The sequence below is a fragment of the Streptomyces sp. NPDC002232 genome (assembly GCF_042890295.1).
Classification (GTDB): domain Bacteria; phylum Actinomycetota; class Actinomycetes; order Streptomycetales; family Streptomycetaceae; genus Streptomyces.
Window position 1 is genome coordinate 598807 of record NZ_JBIARV010000001.1, and the last position, 16853, is coordinate 615659.

The window sequence follows — 16853 nt, forward strand, 5'->3', positions numbered from 1 at the left end:
CCGTCCCCATTCCGGGCTGTGCCACGCTCGCCGACGGCCGATCCGTGAAGGAGCACGCCCATGTCGATGATCCGTGACCTCACCGCCGCCGTCCGCCCGAGCCTGCGGCAGTCCCTGCGCAAGACCCCCACCACGTACACCGCGTACGACCCCACCCGCGACCCCTCGGCCGCCAGCGCCGTGGTCGACTGCGCCGTCTACCGCGACGGGCGCCGGATCGACGACAGCGAGTGCCTCACGCCGCGCGGCGCGATGCGCCAGGTGCGGGACAGCGGCGGCTTCGCGTGGATCGGCCTGCACGAGCCGACCGAGGCCGAATTCGCCGTCATCGCCGCCGAGTTCGGACTGCACCCGCTCGCCGTCGAGGACGCCGTCCACGCCCACCAGCGGCCCAAGCTGGAGCGGTACGACGACACCCTCTTCACCGTCTTCAAGACCATCCACTACGTCGAGCACACCGAGCTCACCGCGACCAGCGAGGTCGTCGAGACCGGCGAGGTCATGTGCTTCACCGGCCCCGACTTCGTCATCACGGTCCGGCACGGCGGCCAGGGCTCCCTGCGCAACCTCCGCCACCGCCTCCAGGGCGAGCCGGAGCTCCTCGCCAAGGGCCCCTCGGCCGTCCTACACGCCATCGCCGACCACGTCGTCGACGGCTACATCGCGGTCGCCGACGCGGTCGAGCTGGACATCGACCAGCTGGAGATCGACGTCTTCTCGCCCGCCGCGAAGGGCTCCACGCGCGGCACGGACACCGGCCGGATCTACCAGCTCAAGCGCGAGGTACTGGAGTTCAAGCGGGCCGTCACTCCGCTGCTCCGCCCGATGCAGCTGCTCAGCGAGCGGCCGATGCGGCTCGTCGACCCCGACATCCAGAAGTACTTCCGCGACGTCGCCGACCACCTCGCCCGGGTCCAGGAGCAGGTCGTCGGCTTCGACGAGCTCCTCAACTCGATCCTCCAGGCCAACCTGGCGCAGGCGACCGTCGCGCAGAACGAGGACATGCGCAAGATCACCTCGTGGGCGGCGATCGTCGCCGTCCCGACGGCGGTCTGCGGCGTGTACGGCATGAACTTCGACCACATGCCGGAGCTGCACTGGAAGTACGGCTACCCGATGGTGCTCACCGGCATCATCGCGGTCTGCTTCACCATCCACCGCACGCTCAAGCGCAACGGCTGGCTGTAGGAACCCGCCCGCTAGGCTTCGGGCCATGACAGAAGAGCTGCTCGGGACCGCCCTCGTCGAGGAGGCCACCAAGAAGTCCGGCCTGGTATGGGTGCGCGGCACCGGACCCGCCCGCGCGCTCTGGCACGTCTGGCACGACGGCGCCGCGCACGTCGTCGGCGACGGACCCGGCGAGCAGCCGCTGCCGGGGCTGGTCGACGGCGGGACCGCCGAGGTGACCGTCCGCAGCAAGGACAAGGGCGGCCGGCTCGTCGCCTGGACCGCCGCCGTCCGCGAACTCGCCCCCGGTACGGAGGAGTGGGACGCGGCGGTCGCCGAACTGAAGGGCAAGCGGCTCAACGCCCCGGACGGCGAGGCCGTGCCGGCCCGCTGGGCGCGCGAGTGCCGGGTGGTGCGGCTGGACCCCCGGTCCTCGACCACGGAGCTGCCGGACGGCTCCCTGGCGGCCGTCCCGCTGCCGACGGCGGCGAACACCCGCCGCCCGGTCCCCGCGGCACTGCCCAAGCTGCTGTTCCGCAAGCGCACCCGCTAGGGAGCGTGACGACACGCCCTAGGTGCGCGGCAGCTGCTTGCCGTAGTCGAGGGTCTCCTCCTTGGACGGCGCCGTCAGCGGGAAGTCCTTGCCCCACTCCGAGAGCACCAGGACGCCCGCCCCGCCGCCCCGCGCGAACTGCACGGGGTACGGCTCGCCGTCCAGGGACACGTCGAGGGTGCCGCCCTCCCCGTCGGCGCCGCCCTTGACCTTGACGGTGCGCACGCCGCCGATCTGGCTCCGGTCGCCCTTGACCTTCTCCCCGTGCAGGCCGATCAGCCCGTCGAGGAGGGAGCCCATGTCGGTGAAGCCGCGCAGCTGCTTGTACGAGGGGTCGCCCTGCGGGACCTTCACGTACTTGTCGTCGAGCGTGTCGGCGGCCTCGGTGTCCGCCTCCGTGGGCGCGTCGGTCGCCTTGTCGTCGTGGGACCAGAAGCCGGCGTCGGCCTTCAGGTAGAGCGCGTCGCCGACCCGCAGCAGTTCGAAGGTGCTGTTCTTCGTCGTCACCGAGCCGGTGGCGCCGTCCTGCTTGAGGCGCATGTTGAGCTTGAAGGTGCCGCCCTTGCTGACCAGGGTGCCGGACAGCCGTACGGCCTTCGCCGCGTCGGCCGCGGTCTGCGCCTTCTGCTCGATCTCGGGTGCGGAGAGTCTCCCCACCCCGTTCGTCCCCTCGTCCGGATCCGCGCCGCAGGCCGTGAGCCCCACGGTCAGTCCGGCGCAGAGCGCCAGGGGCGTGACCGCCCTGCGGATACGCGATGACGGGGTGCGAACGGCCATCTGCGCTGCCTCTCGTGTCATAGGGGGGCGACGGGCCTGGCCCGTACGGGATGCCGAGGGGTGGCCGCGTCCGGGGCCGGGCGGAAGCGCCGGGTCCGGTGCCGGGGCCGAGGGGGGAACGGCAGACCGCAGCGTACCCGGGAGAGGGGGAAGGCCCCGCAGGCAGCCGTACGGAGTCCCTGCCGGGGCGGTGCGGAACGGCACGGGCTAGCCTGAACCCGGCATCGCTCCGCATCCGACGGCGGAGCTCCGTGACGACTCGCATGGACGACTCGAATCGTGCGGCACCGAGGAGGCGCGTGGCATGGCGGCAGGCGCCCCCCGGATCTTCGTCTCCCATCTCGCCGGAGTCCCCGTCTTCGACCCCGTCGGTGACCAGGTCGGCCGGGTCAGCGACCTCGTCGCCATGCTCCGCGTCGGCCGCCGGCCGCCCCGGCTGCTCGGCATGGTCGTGGAGGTGCTGAGCCGCCGCCGGGTCTTCGTGCCCATGACCCGGATCACCGGGGTCGCCTCCGGCCAGGTCATCACCACCGGCGTCGTCAACATGCGGCGCTTCGAGCGGCGCCCCACCGAGCGGCTCGTCCTCGGCGAGCTCCTCGACCGGCGCGTGACCCTGGTGGAGTCGGACGAGCAGGTCACCGTCCTCGACGTCGCCATCCAGCAGCTGCCCGCCCGCCGCGACTGGGAGATCGACAAGGTCTTCGTCCGCAAGGGGAAGGGCGGGGTGCTGAGCCGCAAGGGCGAGACGCTGACCGTCGAGTGGTCGGCCGTGACCGGCTTCTCCCTGGAGGAGCACGGGCAGGGCGCCGAGAGCCTGCTCGCGACCTTCGAGAAGCTGCGGCCCGCCGACCTCGCCAACGCCCTGCACCACCTCTCCCCCAAGCGGCGCGTCGAGGTGGCCGCCGCCCTCGACGACGACCGGCTCGCCGACGTCCTGGAGGAGCTGCCGGAGGACGACCAGGTCGAGATCCTCGGCAAGCTGAAGGAGGAGCGGGCCGCCGACGTCCTGGAGGCGATGGACCCGGACGACGCCGCCGACCTGCTGTCCGAGCTGCCCGAGGAGGACCAGGAGCGGCTGCTGACCCTGATGCAGCCGGACGACGCGGCCGACGTGCGCCGGCTCCTGGCGTACGAGGAGCGCACGGCGGGCGGCCTGATGACGACCGAGCCGATCGTGCTGCGGCCGGACGCCACCGTCGCGGACGCCCTCGCCCGGGTCCGCCAGCAGGACCTGTCGCCGGCGCTCGCCGCGCAGGTGTACGTGTGCCGGCCGCCGGACGAGACGCCGACCGGCAAGTACCTGGGGACGGTGCACTTCCAGCGGCTGCTGCGCGACCCGCCGTTCACGCTGGTCAGCTCGATCGTGGACAGCGACCTGCCGCCGCTCGGCCCGGACACCCCGCTGCCGGCGGTCACCAGCTACCTCGCCGCGTACAACATGGTCGCCGCGCCGGTGGTGGACGAGAGCGGCTCGCTGCTCGGCGCGGTCACCGTCGACGACGTGCTCGACCACCTGCTGCCGGACGACTGGCGGGAGACCGAGTTCCACGAGGAGGGGGCGCGGCATGGCCGCTGAGCGCACGCAGGACCGGGAGCGCGAGCGGTCGGTGCCCCGCATCAGGCTCGACCAGCCGCGCGAGCGGCGGGCCCGGCTGCTGCCGGAGTACGACCCGGAGGCCTTCGGCCGGCTCTCGGAGCGGATCGCTCGCTTCCTGGGGACGGGGCGCTTCCTCGTCTGGATGACGCTGACCGTCGTCGTCTGGATCGGGTGGAACATCTTCGCGCCTTCGTCGCTGAGGTTCGACGAGTACCCGTTCATCTTCCTGACGCTGGCGCTGTCCCTCCAGGCCTCGTACGCGGCGCCGCTGATCCTGCTCGCCCAGAACCGGCAGGACGACCGGGACCGGGTCAACCTCGAACAGGACCGGAAGCAGAACGAGCGGTCGATCGCGGACACCGAGTACCTGACCCGGGAGATCGCGGCGCTGCGGATGGGCCTCGGCGAGGTGGCGACCCGCGACTGGATCCGCTCGGAGCTCCAGGACCTGATCAAGGAGCTGGAGGAGCGGCGGGATCTATTCCCGTCCGGCGACGACCGGGGACGTGACGTACCCGACCGTTGACAGCCCTTTCATGGGCCGGTGGTCCGCGCCGTACCATCGTCGGTATGGCTACGGAAGACGCGGTGCTCGAAGCACTGGCGACGGTGAACGACCCTGAGATCAACAAGCCGATCACTGAGCTCGGCATGGTCAAGTCGGTGGAGATCGACCCGGACGGCAGGGTGGCCGTCACGGTCTACCTGACGGTCTCCGGCTGCCCGATGCGCGACACCATCACGCAGCGCGTGACCGAGGCCGTCTCCCGGGTCGAGGGCGTCTCCGGCGTCGACGTCTCGCTGGACGTCATGAGCGACGAGCAGCGCAAGGAGCTGGCGGCGGCGCTGCGCGGCACGGGCGCCGAGCGCGAGGTGCCCTTCGCGCAGCCGGGGTCGCTGACCCGGGTGTACGCGGTGGCGTCCGGCAAGGGCGGCGTCGGCAAGTCGTCCGTGACCGTGAACCTGGCCGCGGCGATGGCCGCCGACGGTCTGAAGGTCGGTGTCGTCGACGCCGACATCTACGGCCACAGCGTGCCGCGGATGCTGGGCGCGGACGGCCGTCCGACCCAGGTCGAGAACATGATCATGCCGCCGTCGGCGAACGGCGTGAAGGTCATCTCGATCGGCATGTTCACCCCGGGCAACGCGCCGGTGGTCTGGCGCGGCCCGATGCTGCACCGCGCGCTCCAGCAGTTCCTCGCGGACGTGTACTGGGGCGACCTGGACGTCCTCCTGCTCGACCTGCCCCCGGGCACCGGCGACATCGCGATCTCGGTGGCGCAGCTCGTCCCGAACGCGGAGATCCTCGTCGTCACCACCCCGCAGCAGGCGGCGGCCGAGGTGGCCGAGCGGGCCGGCTCGATCGCGGTCCAGACGCACCAGAAGATCGTCGGCGTCGTGGAGAACATGGCGGGCCTGCCGTGTCCGCACTGCGACGAGATGGTCGACGTCTTCGGCTCGGGCGGCGGCCAGAAGGTCGCGGACGGGCTGACGCAGACCACGGGCGCGACGGTCCCGGTCCTCGGCTCGATCCCGATCGACGTACGGCTCCGCGAGGGCGGCGACGACGGCCGGCCGGTCGTGCTCTCCGACCCGGACTCCCCGGCGGGCGCGGCCCTCCGCGCGATCGCCGGCAAGCTGGGCGGCCGCCAGCGGGGCCTGTCGGGCATGAGCCTGGGCATCACGCCGCGCAACAAGTTCTGAGGCAGTACGAAGGGCGCCCCCGGTGGGGGCGCCCTTCGGCGTTCTCCGGTGCGGGCGCGCCCTCCGGTGTTCGCGGGCCGGCGGCCGCCCGGCCGCTAGGCGCCGTAGACGCCGAGGTCCTTCACCTGCGAGAACCCGAGCCCGTACGCGCTCATCCCCCGCCCGTACGCCCCGATGTGGACGTCCCCGGCGGAGCCGGCGAGGACCCAGCCGAACTCGGACTCCCGGTAGTGGAACGGCACCGGCACGCCGTCCACCGGCAGCGACAGGGCCGCCCAGTCCGGCCCGTCGAGGTCGTCGGCGAGCTCGAACGCCGTCTCCGTCTGCTGGTCCAGCCAGTGGTCCCGCCGCGCGTGGTCGAGCGAGGCGGGCCAGGTGTGGGCGAGGAGCCCGGAGCCGGCCAGCCAGGCGGCGGAGGAGACCGTCGTGGCGTCCAGGACGCCGGTGCCGTCCCCGGTGCGGCGCACGGGGTGCGCGGCGACCGTCACGACGACGGTGAAGCGCTCCTTCTCCGCGCCCGCGGCCTCGGACCTTATCGACGGCTCGTCACCGTGTCCCATCGATCCGTGCTGGACGGTGCCGTCCGCCGCCGTGCCGATCTGCATCAGCCGGCGAGGACCGGTGAACGCCTCGTCCAGCCCGTACCAGGCGAAGGGTGCGCGCAGAAAGCCATCGGCTTCCACCCGACTCGTCGTCTTCATCTCGGCCGCCTCCTCGTTCCGTCAACAGAGGGAGGATAGCCACCGCTGAGGAGCGAGGCGGTGACAGGCCGTCGTCAGGTGGCGTCCGAGTCGTACGGAGGGCGCTCGACCGGGCCCCGGTCGTCCCGCGTGTCCGGCTTCTTCAGCAGGTCGGCGGAGCCGTTGACCGCCGCCGGGGCGGACGCGGGCTCGGGCGCGCTCTCGCGGCCGTGGACGGCGTCGGCGACCTCGTTCATCTCCTTCTTGAGGTCGAAGGTGCCGCGCAGCTCCTTGAGCTCCTTGAAGTCCTCGTTGCCCTCCATCTGCTTGCGGAGGAACGTCTTGGGGTTGAGGTCCTCGAACTCGAAGTCCTTGAACTCCGGGCCCAGCTCGCTGCGGATGTCGTTCTTCGCGCTGTCGGAGAACTCGCGGATCTTGCGGACGAACCGGGAGACGTCCTGGATCACCTTCGGGAGCTTGTCCGGCCCGAAGACGAGCACGGCGAGGACCACGAGCGTCACCAGCTCGAGTGCGCCTATGTCGCTGAACACCTAGTAGCTCCTTCACGCCGGTCCAGGGCCCGGTCCACGGTACCCGCCGAAACTGCCGGACGGGTACCTCCCGGCGTCCGCCACATGGCGCTCAGGTGCCCTGGGAGGACCCGAGCGTCAAGGTCTTTGTCAGCTCTTTGCCGTTCCGGGTCAGCGTGAGCTCCAGCCGGTCGCCGGGGCGGTGGGCGCGGATCTTCACGATGAGCTCCTCGCCGTTGTGCACGCGCTGGCCGTCGACCTTGGTGATGACGTCCCCGGGCCGGAGCCCCGCCTTGGCCGCCGGGCCGCCGGCGGTGACGGAGGCGGAGCCGTCCTTGCCCTTCTCGCCGACCCGGGCGCCGTCGCCGTTGAACTGCATGTCGAGGCTCACCCCGATGACGGGGTGGGTGGCCTTGCCGGTGTTGATGAGCTCCTCGGCGACGCGCTTGCCCTGGTTGATCGGTATGGCGAAGCCGAGGCCGATGGAGCCGGGCTGGCTCGCTCCCTCGCCCTCGCCCTCGCCGGAGCCGCCGGCGGCGCGGATCGCGCTGTTGATGCCGATGACCCGGGCCTTGGAGTCGAGCAGCGGGCCGCCGGAGTTGCCGGGGTTGATGGGCGCGTCGGTCTGCAACGCGTCGACGTAGCTGATGTCGCTGCCGTCGCCCTTCTCGCCGCCGGCGGTGATGGGGCGCTCCTTGGCGCTGATGATCCCGGAGGTGACGGTGTTGGAGAGGTCGAAGGGCGCGCCGATGGCGACGACGGGGTCGCCGACGCGGACGTCGTCGGAGTTGCCGAGCGGGAGCGCCTTGAGGCCGGAGACCCCGGTGACCTGGACGACGGCCAGGTCGTAGCCGGTGTCCTTGCCGATGAGCTTGGCGCGGGCCGTCTCGCCGCTGGAGAAGGTCACCGAGATGTCCCCGGAGGCCCCGGCGCCGTCGACGACGTGGTTGTTGGTGAGGATGTGGCCCTTGGTGTCCAGCACGAAGCCGGTGCCGGTGCCGGCGGATCCGTTGCCCGTGACGTGCAGGGTGACCACGCCGGGCAGCGCGCTGGCGGCGATCCCGGCGACGCTGTCGGGGGCGCGGCCGGTGTCGCCGCCGTCGGCCTGCGGCAGCTCGACGGTGGTGAGTCCGCCGTTCCGCTCGACGTACGCGCCGATCCCGCCGCCGATGACGCCGGTGACGAGGGCGAAGACCAGCGCGCCCGCGATCGCGAGTCCCTTCCGGGACCTCTTCGCGGTCACCGGTGCGGGTCCGGTGCCGGCCGCGGCCCAGGGGTCGTACTGCACCCAGGGCGCGGCTCCGCCCTGCGGCGGGGCCGGCGGGGCGTGCGGCGGCTGGTGGTGCGCCTGCGGCGGTACGGAGGCGGGCGGGCGCTGCACAGGCGGTGCGGGCGCCCACGGCCCCGGCTCGCCGTAGGGCGGCGTGCGGTACTCGTCGGGCGCGTGCAGCGGCTGCGGCGCCAGCGCGGCGGGCGCCCCGACCGGCGCGGGGGCCGCCTCGGGTGCGGGCTCGGGCGCGGACTTCGTCAGCTCGACGGACGGCACGGGCGCGGGCACGACCGGCCCGGCGGCGGGCGCCGGGGCTGACGTCGGAGGTTCCGGGGCCGCCGCCGGGGGTTCCGGGGTCCGGTCCGGGGCCGACTGGGGTGCGGGCAGGGGGAAGTCACCGTCGGCCTCGTCGGCGGGCGGCGGCGTGGCTATCCGCGCCGCTTCCGGTGTGCTCGACGGCCGACTCCACCAGTTCGGCTTCCCGTTGTCCATGCTCTCCCCGCAACCGCTGACCCGTCCGCGCCCCTGGGTCGGGGCCCCTGTCCCTGGATTCAACCAGGTCGTGGGGGCGCGGGTCAGCGGTGGGAGCCGAGCGGTCCGGTCGACGGGCTCGCCATCGGGCTGGGCCCGGGGGCGAAGGCCAGCTGGAGGGCCGGCCCCGTCGGACGTATGAACGGCGAGAGCGCGAGGAGCGACTGCGGGGACGTGTTCCGCAGGGGTACGGCGACCAGCGGGGCGGCCGCCGAGCGCACCGCGTCCGGTGGGACCGCGCCCGACGGCACCGTGCCCTGGCCCGCGGCCGCGACCGGCCCCCGCGGGAGGGCGTACGGGGTCGTCGCGACCAGCGGCTCGGCGGCGGTCACGGACTGGGCGCCGGACCGCTCCCCGGAGCGTGTGCCGCGCGCCGTGCCCGGGCTCGCGCCCACGCCGCCGCCGGAGGCTCCGGAGCGCAGCGGGGTGACGGCGGTGCCCGTGCCCTGACCGCCGCGTGCGCTCGCGGTCACCGAGGTCTCCAGGGGCAGGGTGCCGCCGAGGGCGATCGCCGCGAACGAGACGGCGCCGGCCGCCGCGACGGCGAAGCGCCGCCCGCGTCCGGAGTGCCCGGGGCGGAATCCGACCTCGTGGATGCGGAAGCCCGGGCCGGCGGTGCCGGGGTGCGGGGTGACGACGGCGGTGGCGAAGCCGTCGGACTTCACTCCGCGGGCGTCGAGGAGGTCTTCCAGGGGCCCGCGCGGTCCGCCGGGTCCGCCGCCGGGCTCACCGGGTCCCCCGGGGAGGCCCTGGAGCCGGGCGAGGAAGCCCTCGGACGGCGGTGGCGGGGCCGCGGAGGCGAAGACGCTCTTCAGGGTCCGCTGCGCGTCGGCCTCGGCCTTGCAGCGGGCGCAGGTCGCGAGGTGGGCGAGGACCCGCTCGCGGGCGTCGTGGCCGAGCTCGCCGTCGACGAGCGCGGCCAGCCGGTCCCCGAGGTGGTGCTCCGCGGGGGTCGGTGGCGTGGGTCGAGTGCCGCTCACGCTGTACCCGCCTCCCATCCGACGGAGGCCAGGGCACGCTCCGCCCTGGCCTCGGGCGAGCGGTGCTTGAGGGCCTTGCGCAGGTGGGAGCGGCCGCGGTGGATGCGGCTGCGGACGGTGCCGAGCTTCACGCCGAGGGTCGCGGCGATCTCCTCGTACGAGAGGCCCTCGATGTCGCAGAGGACGACCGCCGCGCGGAACTCGGGCGCGAGGGTGTCCAGGGCCTGCTGCACGTCGGCGTCGAAGTGCGTGTCGTTGAAGACCTGCTGCGGTGAGGGCTCGCGGCTGGGGAGCCGCTCGGCGGCGTCGTCGGCGAGCGCGTCGAAGCGGATGCGCTGCTTGCGGCGGACCATGTCGAGGAACAGGTTGGTCGTGATGCGGTGGAGCCAGCCCTCGAAGGTGCCGGGGGTGTACGTCGACAGCGAGCGGAAGACGCGGACGAAGACCTCCTGGGTGAGGTCCTCGGCGTCGTGCTGGTTGCCCGTCAGGCGGTAGGCGAGGCGGTAGACCCGGCCACTGTGCGTGCTGACGATCTCCTCCCAGGTGGGAGGGGTCCACGCCTGCGATTCCGCATCCGATGCGAAGGTCGCGGTGGTGGGAGCGGAGTCGGTGGTGCGGAAACGGTCAGCGGTGTCGGTCACGGATTTCGGCTCACCCGCCGACCTGAGAAGACGCCGAAGCACTCCTCCCCGATCCACAGGCGCAGCCGCACCTCCCCTGTCGGCTCTGGTGGTGTCCAGTGGAGCCCCTACCATAGCCACCTCGCCCGTTAGCTCCGGATAAGAATCTTTACGCGAATTTGGGACCGGCTCGCCCGGCTGCCCGTGTCGCGTCCTTCCCCTGGTGAACGCCCGGTCCCATCTGCGGGTTCCCGCGGACAGCGGATACAGTCACCGTTGCGTCAACTACGGGGACAGGAGAGGGCCATTACCGCCAACCGGCAGACGAGCTGGTCGTTCGCCGACGCCTTCGTCGCCGAGGACGATGCTCTGCGCTGGGCCCGTGAGCGGGCCCGGGAGGCAGGGCTGCCCTCGGTGTCCCCGGGCACCGGTGGGGCGCTGCGCCTGCTCGCCGCCACGGCGGACGCCAAGGCGGTGGCGGAGATCGGCACGGGCACGGGCGTGTCGGGCATCTATCTGCTGCTCGGGATGCGGCCGGACGGCGTCCTGACGACGGTGGACCTCCAGCCGGAGCGGCAGCAGATCGCGAAGACGGCGTTCCGGGCGGCGGGCTTCGCGGGCAACCGGGCCCGTTTCATCCCCGGCCGGGCCCTGGACGTGCTGCCGCGGCTCGCGGACGGCGGGTACGACCTCGTCTTCTGCGACGGCGACCGGCTGGAGTACCTGGACTACCTCGCTGAATCGTTGCGCCTGCTGCGACCGGGCGGTCTCGTCTGCTTCGAGGGGGTCTTCGCGGAGGGCCGGACGGTCGACTCAGCGGCCCAGCCGGCGGAGGTCCAGCGGATCCGCGAGCTGCTGCGCGCGGTGCGGGAGAGCCAGGAGCTCGTCCCGTCCCTGCTGCCGGTGGGCGACGGCCTGCTCTGCGGGGTACGCCGGGGCTGACCGCGCCCGCCGGGGCCCGTGCCGCGCGGGTCCGCGCGCCGTACCGCGCCCGGAGACACCGCTGCCCCGGCACGGCGGACCGTCCCGGGGCAGCGGTGGAAAAGCGTGGAGAAGAGGGTCAGCCGACGACCTTCTTGAGGGCGTCGCCCAGTGCCTCGGCCTCGTCCGGGGTCAGCTCGACGACCAGCCGACCGCCGCCTTCGAGCGGAACGCGCATGACGATGCCCCGCCCCTCCTTGGTCACCTCGAGCGGGCCGTCACCCGTCCGCGGCTTCATGGCCGCCATGCTTGTTCCCCTTCCTGAAACCAGCTCATCTACAGCCGGGCAGCTCCTTGAAACGGAGCACGCCTCACCGGCTTCGAACACATTGCTTCCAGGTCATTATCCCGCATGGCAGGACCCGATGACCAACATCGATCGGCATCGCTTCCGCAACGCGCTTCCGCAAAACCCCACATTTCGGGGATCGGCCTGCGATACTTCGCCGCTCGGCGTCGGACGGAGCCCCTCCGTTCCTCGAAGTCTTTGACGCAGCTCACATGGGCGGCACGGGTGATCTCCGCCATGCTGGGCGGGTCACACCACGCGAAGAGGCGAAGGGATCCCGATGGCCGACACGGTTCTGTACGAGGTGAGCGACGGGCTCGCCACCCTCACGATCAACCGGCCCGAGGCCATGAACGCGATGAACGTGGCGGCGAAGGTGGCCCTCCGGGACGCCGCCGAGACGGCCGCGGCCGACCCCGCCGTCCGGGCGGTGCTGCTCACCGCGGCCGGTGACCGGGCGTTCTGCGTGGGCCAGGACCTGAAGGAGCACGTCGGGCTGCTCACCGCGGACCAGGAGTCCGGCACGCGTGAGACCATGAACACGGTCCGTGACCACTACAACCCGATCGTCCGCGCGCTCACCGGCATGCGCAAGCCGGTCGTCGCGGGGGTGAACGGCGTCGCCGCCGGGGCCGGATTCGGCTTCGCGCTCGCCGCTGACTACCGGGTGGTCGCGGACACGGCCTCCTTCAACACCTCGTTCGCGGGGGTCGCGCTCACCGCCGACTCCGGCGTGTCGTGGACGCTGCCCCGGCTGATCGGCGCGAGCCGCGCCTCCGACCTGCTGCTCTTCCCGCGCTCGATCGGCGCCCAGGAGGCGTACGAGCTGGGCATCGTGAACCGGCTGGTCCCGGCCGCCGACCTGGCCGCCGAGGCGGAGAAGGTGGCCCGCGCCCTCGCGGCGGGCCCGACGGTCGCGTACGCGGCCCTGAAGGAGTCCCTCGCGCACGGCGCCGACCACTCCCTCTCCGAGGCGCTCGACAAGGAGGAGGAGCTCCAGACCCTGGCCGGCGCCTCCGAGGACCACACGATCGCGGTCCGCGCCTTCATCGCCAAGGAGAAGCCCCGCTACCTGGGCCGCTGAGCGGCGGCCGATCCGGCCGGATGCGTGGCCCGGGGTCAGTCTCCGTCCCGGGCCACGCAGCCCGCCAGGTGGTCGTCGACCAGGCCGCAGGCCTGCATCAGGGCATAGGCCGTGGTGGGGCCGATGAAGCGCAGGCCGCGCTTCTTGAGGGCCTTGGAGAGGGCCGTCGACTCGTCCGTGACCGCCGGGACCTCGGCGAGGGTGCGGGGGGCCGGGCGGGTCTCCGGGTCGGGGGCGTGGGACCAGATCAGCTCGTCGAGCTCGCCCGGGGCCCAGTCGGCGAGGAGCTTCGCGTTGGCCAGGGTCGCGTCGACCTTGGCGCGGTTGCGGATGATGCCCTCGTCGGCGAGGAGCCGCTCGCGGTCCGCCTCGCCGAAGGCGGCGACGGAGGCGATCTCGAAGCCGGCGAAGGCGCGCCGGAAGCCCTCGCGGCGGCGCAGGATCGTGATCCAGGACAGGCCCGACTGGAAGGCCTCCAGGCAGAGCCGCTCGAACAGCGCGTCGTCGCCGTGGACCGGCCGGCCCCACTCCTCGTCGTGGTAGGCGACGTAGTCCTCGGTGGACAGGCCCCAGGGGCAGCGCAGCCGTCCGTCGGGTCCGGGGATGGCCTCGCCGGTCACTGCTCGCCGCCCTCCGCGCCGCCGTCTCCGGTGGCGGCCGCGCCCGCGAGCGCCTCCTCCAGCTCGGCGATCCGGGCGTCCCGCTCGGCGAGTTCGGCGCCGAGGCGCACGAGGACGTCGTCCACGTCGGCCATCCGGTAGCCGCGGGCGGCGACGGGGAGGCGGAGCGCCTCGACGTCGGTCCGGTCCACCGGGCGGGCGGCCGGCAGGGGGTCGACGAGCTGCTCGGGCGCCACCTCGGGCAGCACCTCGCTGTCGCCGCCGCCGACCACGGCGAGGGTCACCGCGGCCACGACCACCACCATCGTGATGAGCAGAAACCAGAACACCTGCGCGCCTCTTCCCGGAGTGGAAAACGTCCCGTGCCGATCGTGCCATGCGCCACCGACGGTTAGGGTCGCAGGCGAACGGACGCGAGGGAGGACAAAAGGGATGCTGCGCTTGGGACGGCGTGAATTCGGGCCGCACGAGCCGGTGATCATGGCGATCGTGAACCGGACGCCGGACTCCTTCTACGACCAGGGCGCGACCTTCCGGGACGAGCCCGCGCTCACCCGGGTCGAGCAGGCCGTGGCGGAGGGGGCGGCCATCATCGACATCGGCGGGGTGAAGGCGGGCCCCGGCGAGGAGGTGACGGCCGAGGAGGAGGCGCGGCGCACGGTCGGTTTCGTCGCCGAGGTCCGCCGGCGCCATCCCGACGTGGTGATCAGCGTCGACACCTGGCGGGCGGACGTCGGCGCGGCGGTCTGCGAGGCCGGGGCGGACGTCCTGAACGACGCCTGGGGCGGGGTCGACCCCCGGCTCGCGGAGGTCGCCGCCACGTACGGCGCGGGGCTCGTCTGTACGCACGCGGGCGGCGCGGAGCCGCGGACCCGGCCGCACCGGGTGGAGTACGAGGACGTGATGGCCGACATCCTGCGGGTCACCGTGGGGCTCGCGGAGCGCGCGGTCGCGCTCGGCGTGCGGCGGGACGGGATCATGATCGACCCGGGTCACGACTTCGGGAAGAACACCCGGCATAGCCTGGAGGCCACCCGGCGGCTCGACGAGATGACCGCGACGGGGTGGCCGGTGCTGGTGTCGCTGTCGAACAAGGACTTCGTCGGCGAGACCCTGGACCGGCCGGTGAAGGAGCGGGTCCTCGGGACCCTGGCGACGACGGCCGTCTCCGCCTGGCTGGGCGCGCGGGTGTACCGGGTGCACGAGGTCGCCGAGACCCGTCAGGTCCTGGACATGGTGGCGTCGATCGCCGGACACCGGGCCCCGGCCGTGGCCCGGCGCGGGCTGGCCTAGGGCGTGTCGTCACACTCCCGTCTGCCCCGCGACGCCTGGCACGCGCTCTCGCCGCACCGGGCGAAAGCCGAGTACGTCCAGTACGCGTGCTTCCACCCGGCGCACCGAGAGCACGCACCAGACGCCGCAGGGCCGCCCTCCGGGCGACGACGGGAGTGTGACGACACGCCCTAGCGCTCCGGGGGACGGAAGGGGGCGCCGGACCGGCGCCCCCGACCGGGGGGGGGACGGCCTACTTGCCGGTCTCCTTCGTCACCAGGGCGACCGCCTCCTCCACGTCGTCCGTGACGTGGAAGAGCAGCAGGTCGCGCTCCGCGGCCTTGCCGCCGGCGACGACCGAGTCGCGCAGCCAGTCGACCAGGCCCTTCCAGTACTCCGTGCCGAAGAGCACGATCGGGAAGCGGGTGACCTTGCGGGTCTGGACCAGGGTGAGCGCCTCGAAGAGCTCGTCGAGGGTGCCGAGACCGCCGGGCAGGACGACGAAGCCCTGCGCGTACTTCACGAACATCGTCTTGCGGACGAAGAAGTAGCGGAAGTTCACGCCGATGTCGACGTGCGCGTTCAGCCCCTGCTCGAAGGGCAGCTCGATGCCGAGGCCCACCGAGACGCCCTTGGCCTCCCTGGCGCCCTTGTTGGCCGCCTCCATGGCGCCCGGGCCACCGCCCGTGATGACGGCGAACCCGGCTTCGACGAGCGCTCTGCCGAGCCGTACGCCCGCCTCGTACTCCGGCGAGTCGGGCTTCGTGCGGGCCGAGCCGAAGACGCTGATCGCGCTCGGCAGTTCGGCGAGGGCGCCGAAGCCCTCGACGAACTCGGACTGGATGCGCATGACCCGCCAGGGGTCGGTGTGCACCCATTCCGAGTCGCCCTCGGTGTCGAGCAGCCTCTGGTCCGTGGTGCCCGGCTGGACCTGGTCCCTGCGCCTGAGCACCGGCCCGAGCCGCTGCTCCTCCGGCTTCGTCTCCCCTTCGGGGATCCCCATGGCCTGCTCCCTCCGTCGATCCAACGATCTTCTGGTCCGGTCAGCGTAGGACCACAGAGGTGACGAAACGCGAAATTACGGGAGTCAGGCGGTCAGCCAGTCGCGGAGACGTGCCTCGCAGTGGTGGATCCGCTCGACCGGGACGTGCTCGTCGCGCTTGTGCGCGTAGATCGGGTCGCCGGGGCCGTAGTTGACGGCGGGCACCCCGAGGGCGCTGAAGCGGGAGACGTCGGTCCAGCCGAACTTGGGCTGGGCGCTGCCGCCGACGGCCTTCATGAAGGCCTCGGCGGCGGGGTGGGAGAGGCCGGGGAGGGCGCCGGGGCTCTCGTCGTCGACGACGAACTCGGCGATGTCGCACCCCTCGAAGTAGGTGCGGACCCAGGCGAGGGCCTCGGCCGGGGAGCGGTCGGGGGCGTACCGGTAGTTCACGGTGACGGCGCAGGCGTCGGGGATGACGTTGGTGGCGACGCCGCCCTCGATCCGGACGGCGTTGAGGCCCTCGTGGTACTGGAGGCCGTCGATGACCGGCTTGCGCGGCTCGTAGGCGGCGAGGCGGGCGAGGATCGGGGCGGCGGTGTGGATGGCGTTGGAGCCCATCCAGGAGCGCGCGGAGTGGGCGCGCTCGCCGGCCGTGTGCAGGATGACGCGCAGGGTGCCCTGGCAGCCGCCCTCGACCTGGGCGTCGGAGGGCTCCAGGAGGACGGCGAAGTCCCCTTCGAGCCAGTCGGGGTGCGCGGTGGCGATCTTCCCGAGGCCGTTGAGGTCGGCGGCGACCTCCTCGTTGTCGTAGAAGACGAAGGTGAGGTCGCGGTTGGGCTCGGGGACGGTGGCGGCGATCCGCAGCTGGACGGCGACGCCGGACTTCATGTCGGAGGTGCCGCAGCCCCACAGGACGCCGTTCTCGTCGAGGCGCGAGGGCACGTTGTCGGCGATCGGCACGGTGTCGATGTGGCCGGCGAGCACGACGCGCTCGCCCCGGCCGAGGTTCGTCCGGGCGACGACGTTGTTCCCGTACCGGTCGACGGTCAGGTGCGGCAGGAGGCGCAGGGCGCGCTCGATCGCGTCGGCGAGCGGCTGCTCGGTCCCGCTGACGGAGGGGAAGTCGACGAGGGCGGCGGTGAGCGCGCCTCCGTCCAGGGACAGGTCGAGGGCGCCGTCGAGCGGGGTGATGTCTGCCATGTGCCGACCCTAACGC

General features: G+C 72.8%; 19 protein-coding genes. 8 read left to right on the forward strand and 11 right to left on the reverse strand.

Annotated features, from left to right (window positions below):
• Nucleotides 1-60 precede the first annotated feature (60 nt).
• Together ACFYXU_RS02635 and ACFYXU_RS02640 are read left to right on the forward strand one after the other, a co-directional pair.
• On the forward strand, nucleotides 61-1188 hold the full coding sequence (locus ACFYXU_RS02635) for a magnesium and cobalt transport protein CorA (protein ID WP_389456268.1): 1128 nt from the start codon (nucleotides 61-63) through the stop codon (nucleotides 1186-1188).
• A gap of 25 nt (nucleotides 1189-1213) precedes the next feature.
• Nucleotides 1214-1720 (forward strand): hypothetical protein, encoded by a 507-nt coding sequence (locus ACFYXU_RS02640; protein WP_389456270.1) that lies wholly within the window; start codon nucleotides 1214-1216, stop codon nucleotides 1718-1720.
• Between the two features lie 18 nt (nucleotides 1721-1738).
• Here ACFYXU_RS02640 and ACFYXU_RS02645 read toward each other — a convergent pair whose 3' ends face one another.
• Nucleotides 1739-2497: a hypothetical protein gene (locus ACFYXU_RS02645; RefSeq protein ID WP_329853981.1), complete on the reverse strand. Its 759-nt coding sequence runs from the start codon at nucleotides 2495-2497 to the stop codon at nucleotides 1739-1741.
• A gap of 304 nt (nucleotides 2498-2801) precedes the next feature.
• On the opposite strand from ACFYXU_RS02645, the gene ACFYXU_RS02650 reads away from it, so the two are divergent.
• From ACFYXU_RS02650 to ACFYXU_RS02660, 3 genes are read left to right on the forward strand one after another with little or no spacing between them, the layout of a single operon-like run.
• A complete protein-coding gene (locus ACFYXU_RS02650; protein ID WP_361395823.1) occupies nucleotides 2802-4073 on the forward strand; it encodes a magnesium transporter MgtE N-terminal domain-containing protein in 1272 nt (423 codons plus the stop codon).
• Nucleotides 4063-4620, forward strand: a complete 558-nt coding sequence (locus tag ACFYXU_RS02655) for a DUF1003 domain-containing protein (RefSeq protein WP_389407995.1) — start codon at nucleotides 4063-4065, stop codon at nucleotides 4618-4620. Before ACFYXU_RS02650 ends, ACFYXU_RS02655 begins: the two co-directional genes overlap by 11 nt.
• Nucleotides 4621-4664: 44 nt before the next feature.
• Complete coding sequence (locus ACFYXU_RS02660) at nucleotides 4665-5798, forward strand: Mrp/NBP35 family ATP-binding protein (protein ID WP_376516211.1); 1134 nt, start codon at nucleotides 4665-4667, stop codon at nucleotides 5796-5798.
• A gap of 95 nt (nucleotides 5799-5893) precedes the next feature.
• Here the strand turns inward: ACFYXU_RS02660 and ACFYXU_RS02665 are convergent, their stop codons facing one another.
• The 5 genes from ACFYXU_RS02665 to sigE form a co-directional block, all read right to left on the reverse strand.
• A complete protein-coding gene (locus tag ACFYXU_RS02665; protein ID WP_361395832.1) occupies nucleotides 5894-6499 on the reverse strand; it encodes a hypothetical protein in 606 nt (201 codons plus the stop codon).
• A 74-nt stretch (nucleotides 6500-6573) separates the two neighbouring features.
• Nucleotides 6574-7029 carry a sec-independent translocase gene (locus tag ACFYXU_RS02670; protein WP_376516207.1) on the reverse strand — a complete coding sequence of 152 codons (456 nt, stop codon included), beginning with the start codon at nucleotides 7027-7029 and terminating at the stop codon, nucleotides 6574-6576.
• A 91-nt stretch (nucleotides 7030-7120) separates the two neighbouring features.
• Nucleotides 7121-8770 (reverse strand): S1C family serine protease, encoded by a 1650-nt coding sequence (locus tag ACFYXU_RS02675; RefSeq protein WP_389456272.1) that lies wholly within the window; start codon nucleotides 8768-8770, stop codon nucleotides 7121-7123.
• A gap of 83 nt (nucleotides 8771-8853) precedes the next feature.
• Nucleotides 8854-9789 (reverse strand): anti-sigma factor family protein, encoded by a 936-nt coding sequence (locus tag ACFYXU_RS02680; RefSeq protein WP_376516202.1) that lies wholly within the window; start codon nucleotides 9787-9789, stop codon nucleotides 8854-8856.
• Nucleotides 9786-10544 carry an RNA polymerase sigma factor SigE gene (gene sigE / locus ACFYXU_RS02685; RefSeq protein ID WP_078623434.1) on the reverse strand — a complete coding sequence of 253 codons (759 nt, stop codon included), beginning with the start codon at nucleotides 10542-10544 and terminating at the stop codon, nucleotides 9786-9788. Before sigE ends, ACFYXU_RS02680 begins: the two co-directional genes overlap by 4 nt.
• Before the next feature lie 141 nt (nucleotides 10545-10685).
• Between sigE and ACFYXU_RS02690 the strand changes: the two genes are divergently transcribed.
• Entirely contained in the window at nucleotides 10686-11351 is a 666-nt protein-coding gene (locus tag ACFYXU_RS02690; protein ID WP_329853991.1) for an O-methyltransferase, read from the forward strand.
• A gap of 118 nt (nucleotides 11352-11469) precedes the next feature.
• On the opposite strand, the gene ACFYXU_RS02695 is transcribed toward ACFYXU_RS02690, so the two are convergent.
• Complete coding sequence (locus ACFYXU_RS02695; RefSeq protein WP_009997451.1) at nucleotides 11470-11637, reverse strand: DUF3117 domain-containing protein; 168 nt, start codon at nucleotides 11635-11637, stop codon at nucleotides 11470-11472.
• Nucleotides 11638-11959: 322 nt separating this feature from the next.
• Between ACFYXU_RS02695 and ACFYXU_RS02700 the strand changes: the two genes are divergently transcribed.
• A complete protein-coding gene (locus tag ACFYXU_RS02700; protein WP_329853996.1) occupies nucleotides 11960-12763 on the forward strand; it encodes an enoyl-CoA hydratase-related protein in 804 nt (267 codons plus the stop codon).
• Nucleotides 12764-12798: 35 nt separating this feature from the next.
• Here the strand turns inward: ACFYXU_RS02700 and ACFYXU_RS02705 are convergent, their stop codons facing one another.
• Both ACFYXU_RS02705 and ACFYXU_RS02710 read right to left on the reverse strand, forming a co-directional pair.
• The gene (locus ACFYXU_RS02705) at nucleotides 12799-13383 is read right to left on the reverse strand and encodes a DNA-3-methyladenine glycosylase I (protein WP_376516199.1); all 585 of its coding nucleotides are present in this window, start codon (nucleotides 13381-13383) and stop codon (nucleotides 12799-12801) included.
• A complete protein-coding gene (locus ACFYXU_RS02710; RefSeq protein WP_376516196.1) occupies nucleotides 13380-13712 on the reverse strand; it encodes a hypothetical protein in 333 nt (110 codons plus the stop codon). Before ACFYXU_RS02710 ends, ACFYXU_RS02705 begins: the two co-directional genes overlap by 4 nt.
• 103 nt (nucleotides 13713-13815) lie before the next feature.
• Here ACFYXU_RS02710 and folP point away from each other — a divergent pair, with 103 nt between their 5' ends.
• A complete protein-coding gene (gene folP / locus ACFYXU_RS02715) occupies nucleotides 13816-14676 on the forward strand; it encodes a dihydropteroate synthase (protein ID WP_389456274.1) in 861 nt (286 codons plus the stop codon).
• 232 nt (nucleotides 14677-14908) lie between these two features.
• On the opposite strand, the gene ACFYXU_RS02720 is transcribed toward folP, so the two are convergent.
• On the reverse strand, nucleotides 14909-15658 hold the full coding sequence (locus ACFYXU_RS02720; protein WP_329854001.1) for a TIGR00730 family Rossman fold protein: 750 nt from the start codon (nucleotides 15656-15658) through the stop codon (nucleotides 14909-14911).
• 84 nt (nucleotides 15659-15742) lie between these two features.
• Complete coding sequence (dapE, locus tag ACFYXU_RS02725; protein WP_329854002.1) at nucleotides 15743-16837, reverse strand: succinyl-diaminopimelate desuccinylase; 1095 nt, start codon at nucleotides 16835-16837, stop codon at nucleotides 15743-15745.
• Between the last annotated feature and the right edge of the window lie 16 nt (nucleotides 16838-16853).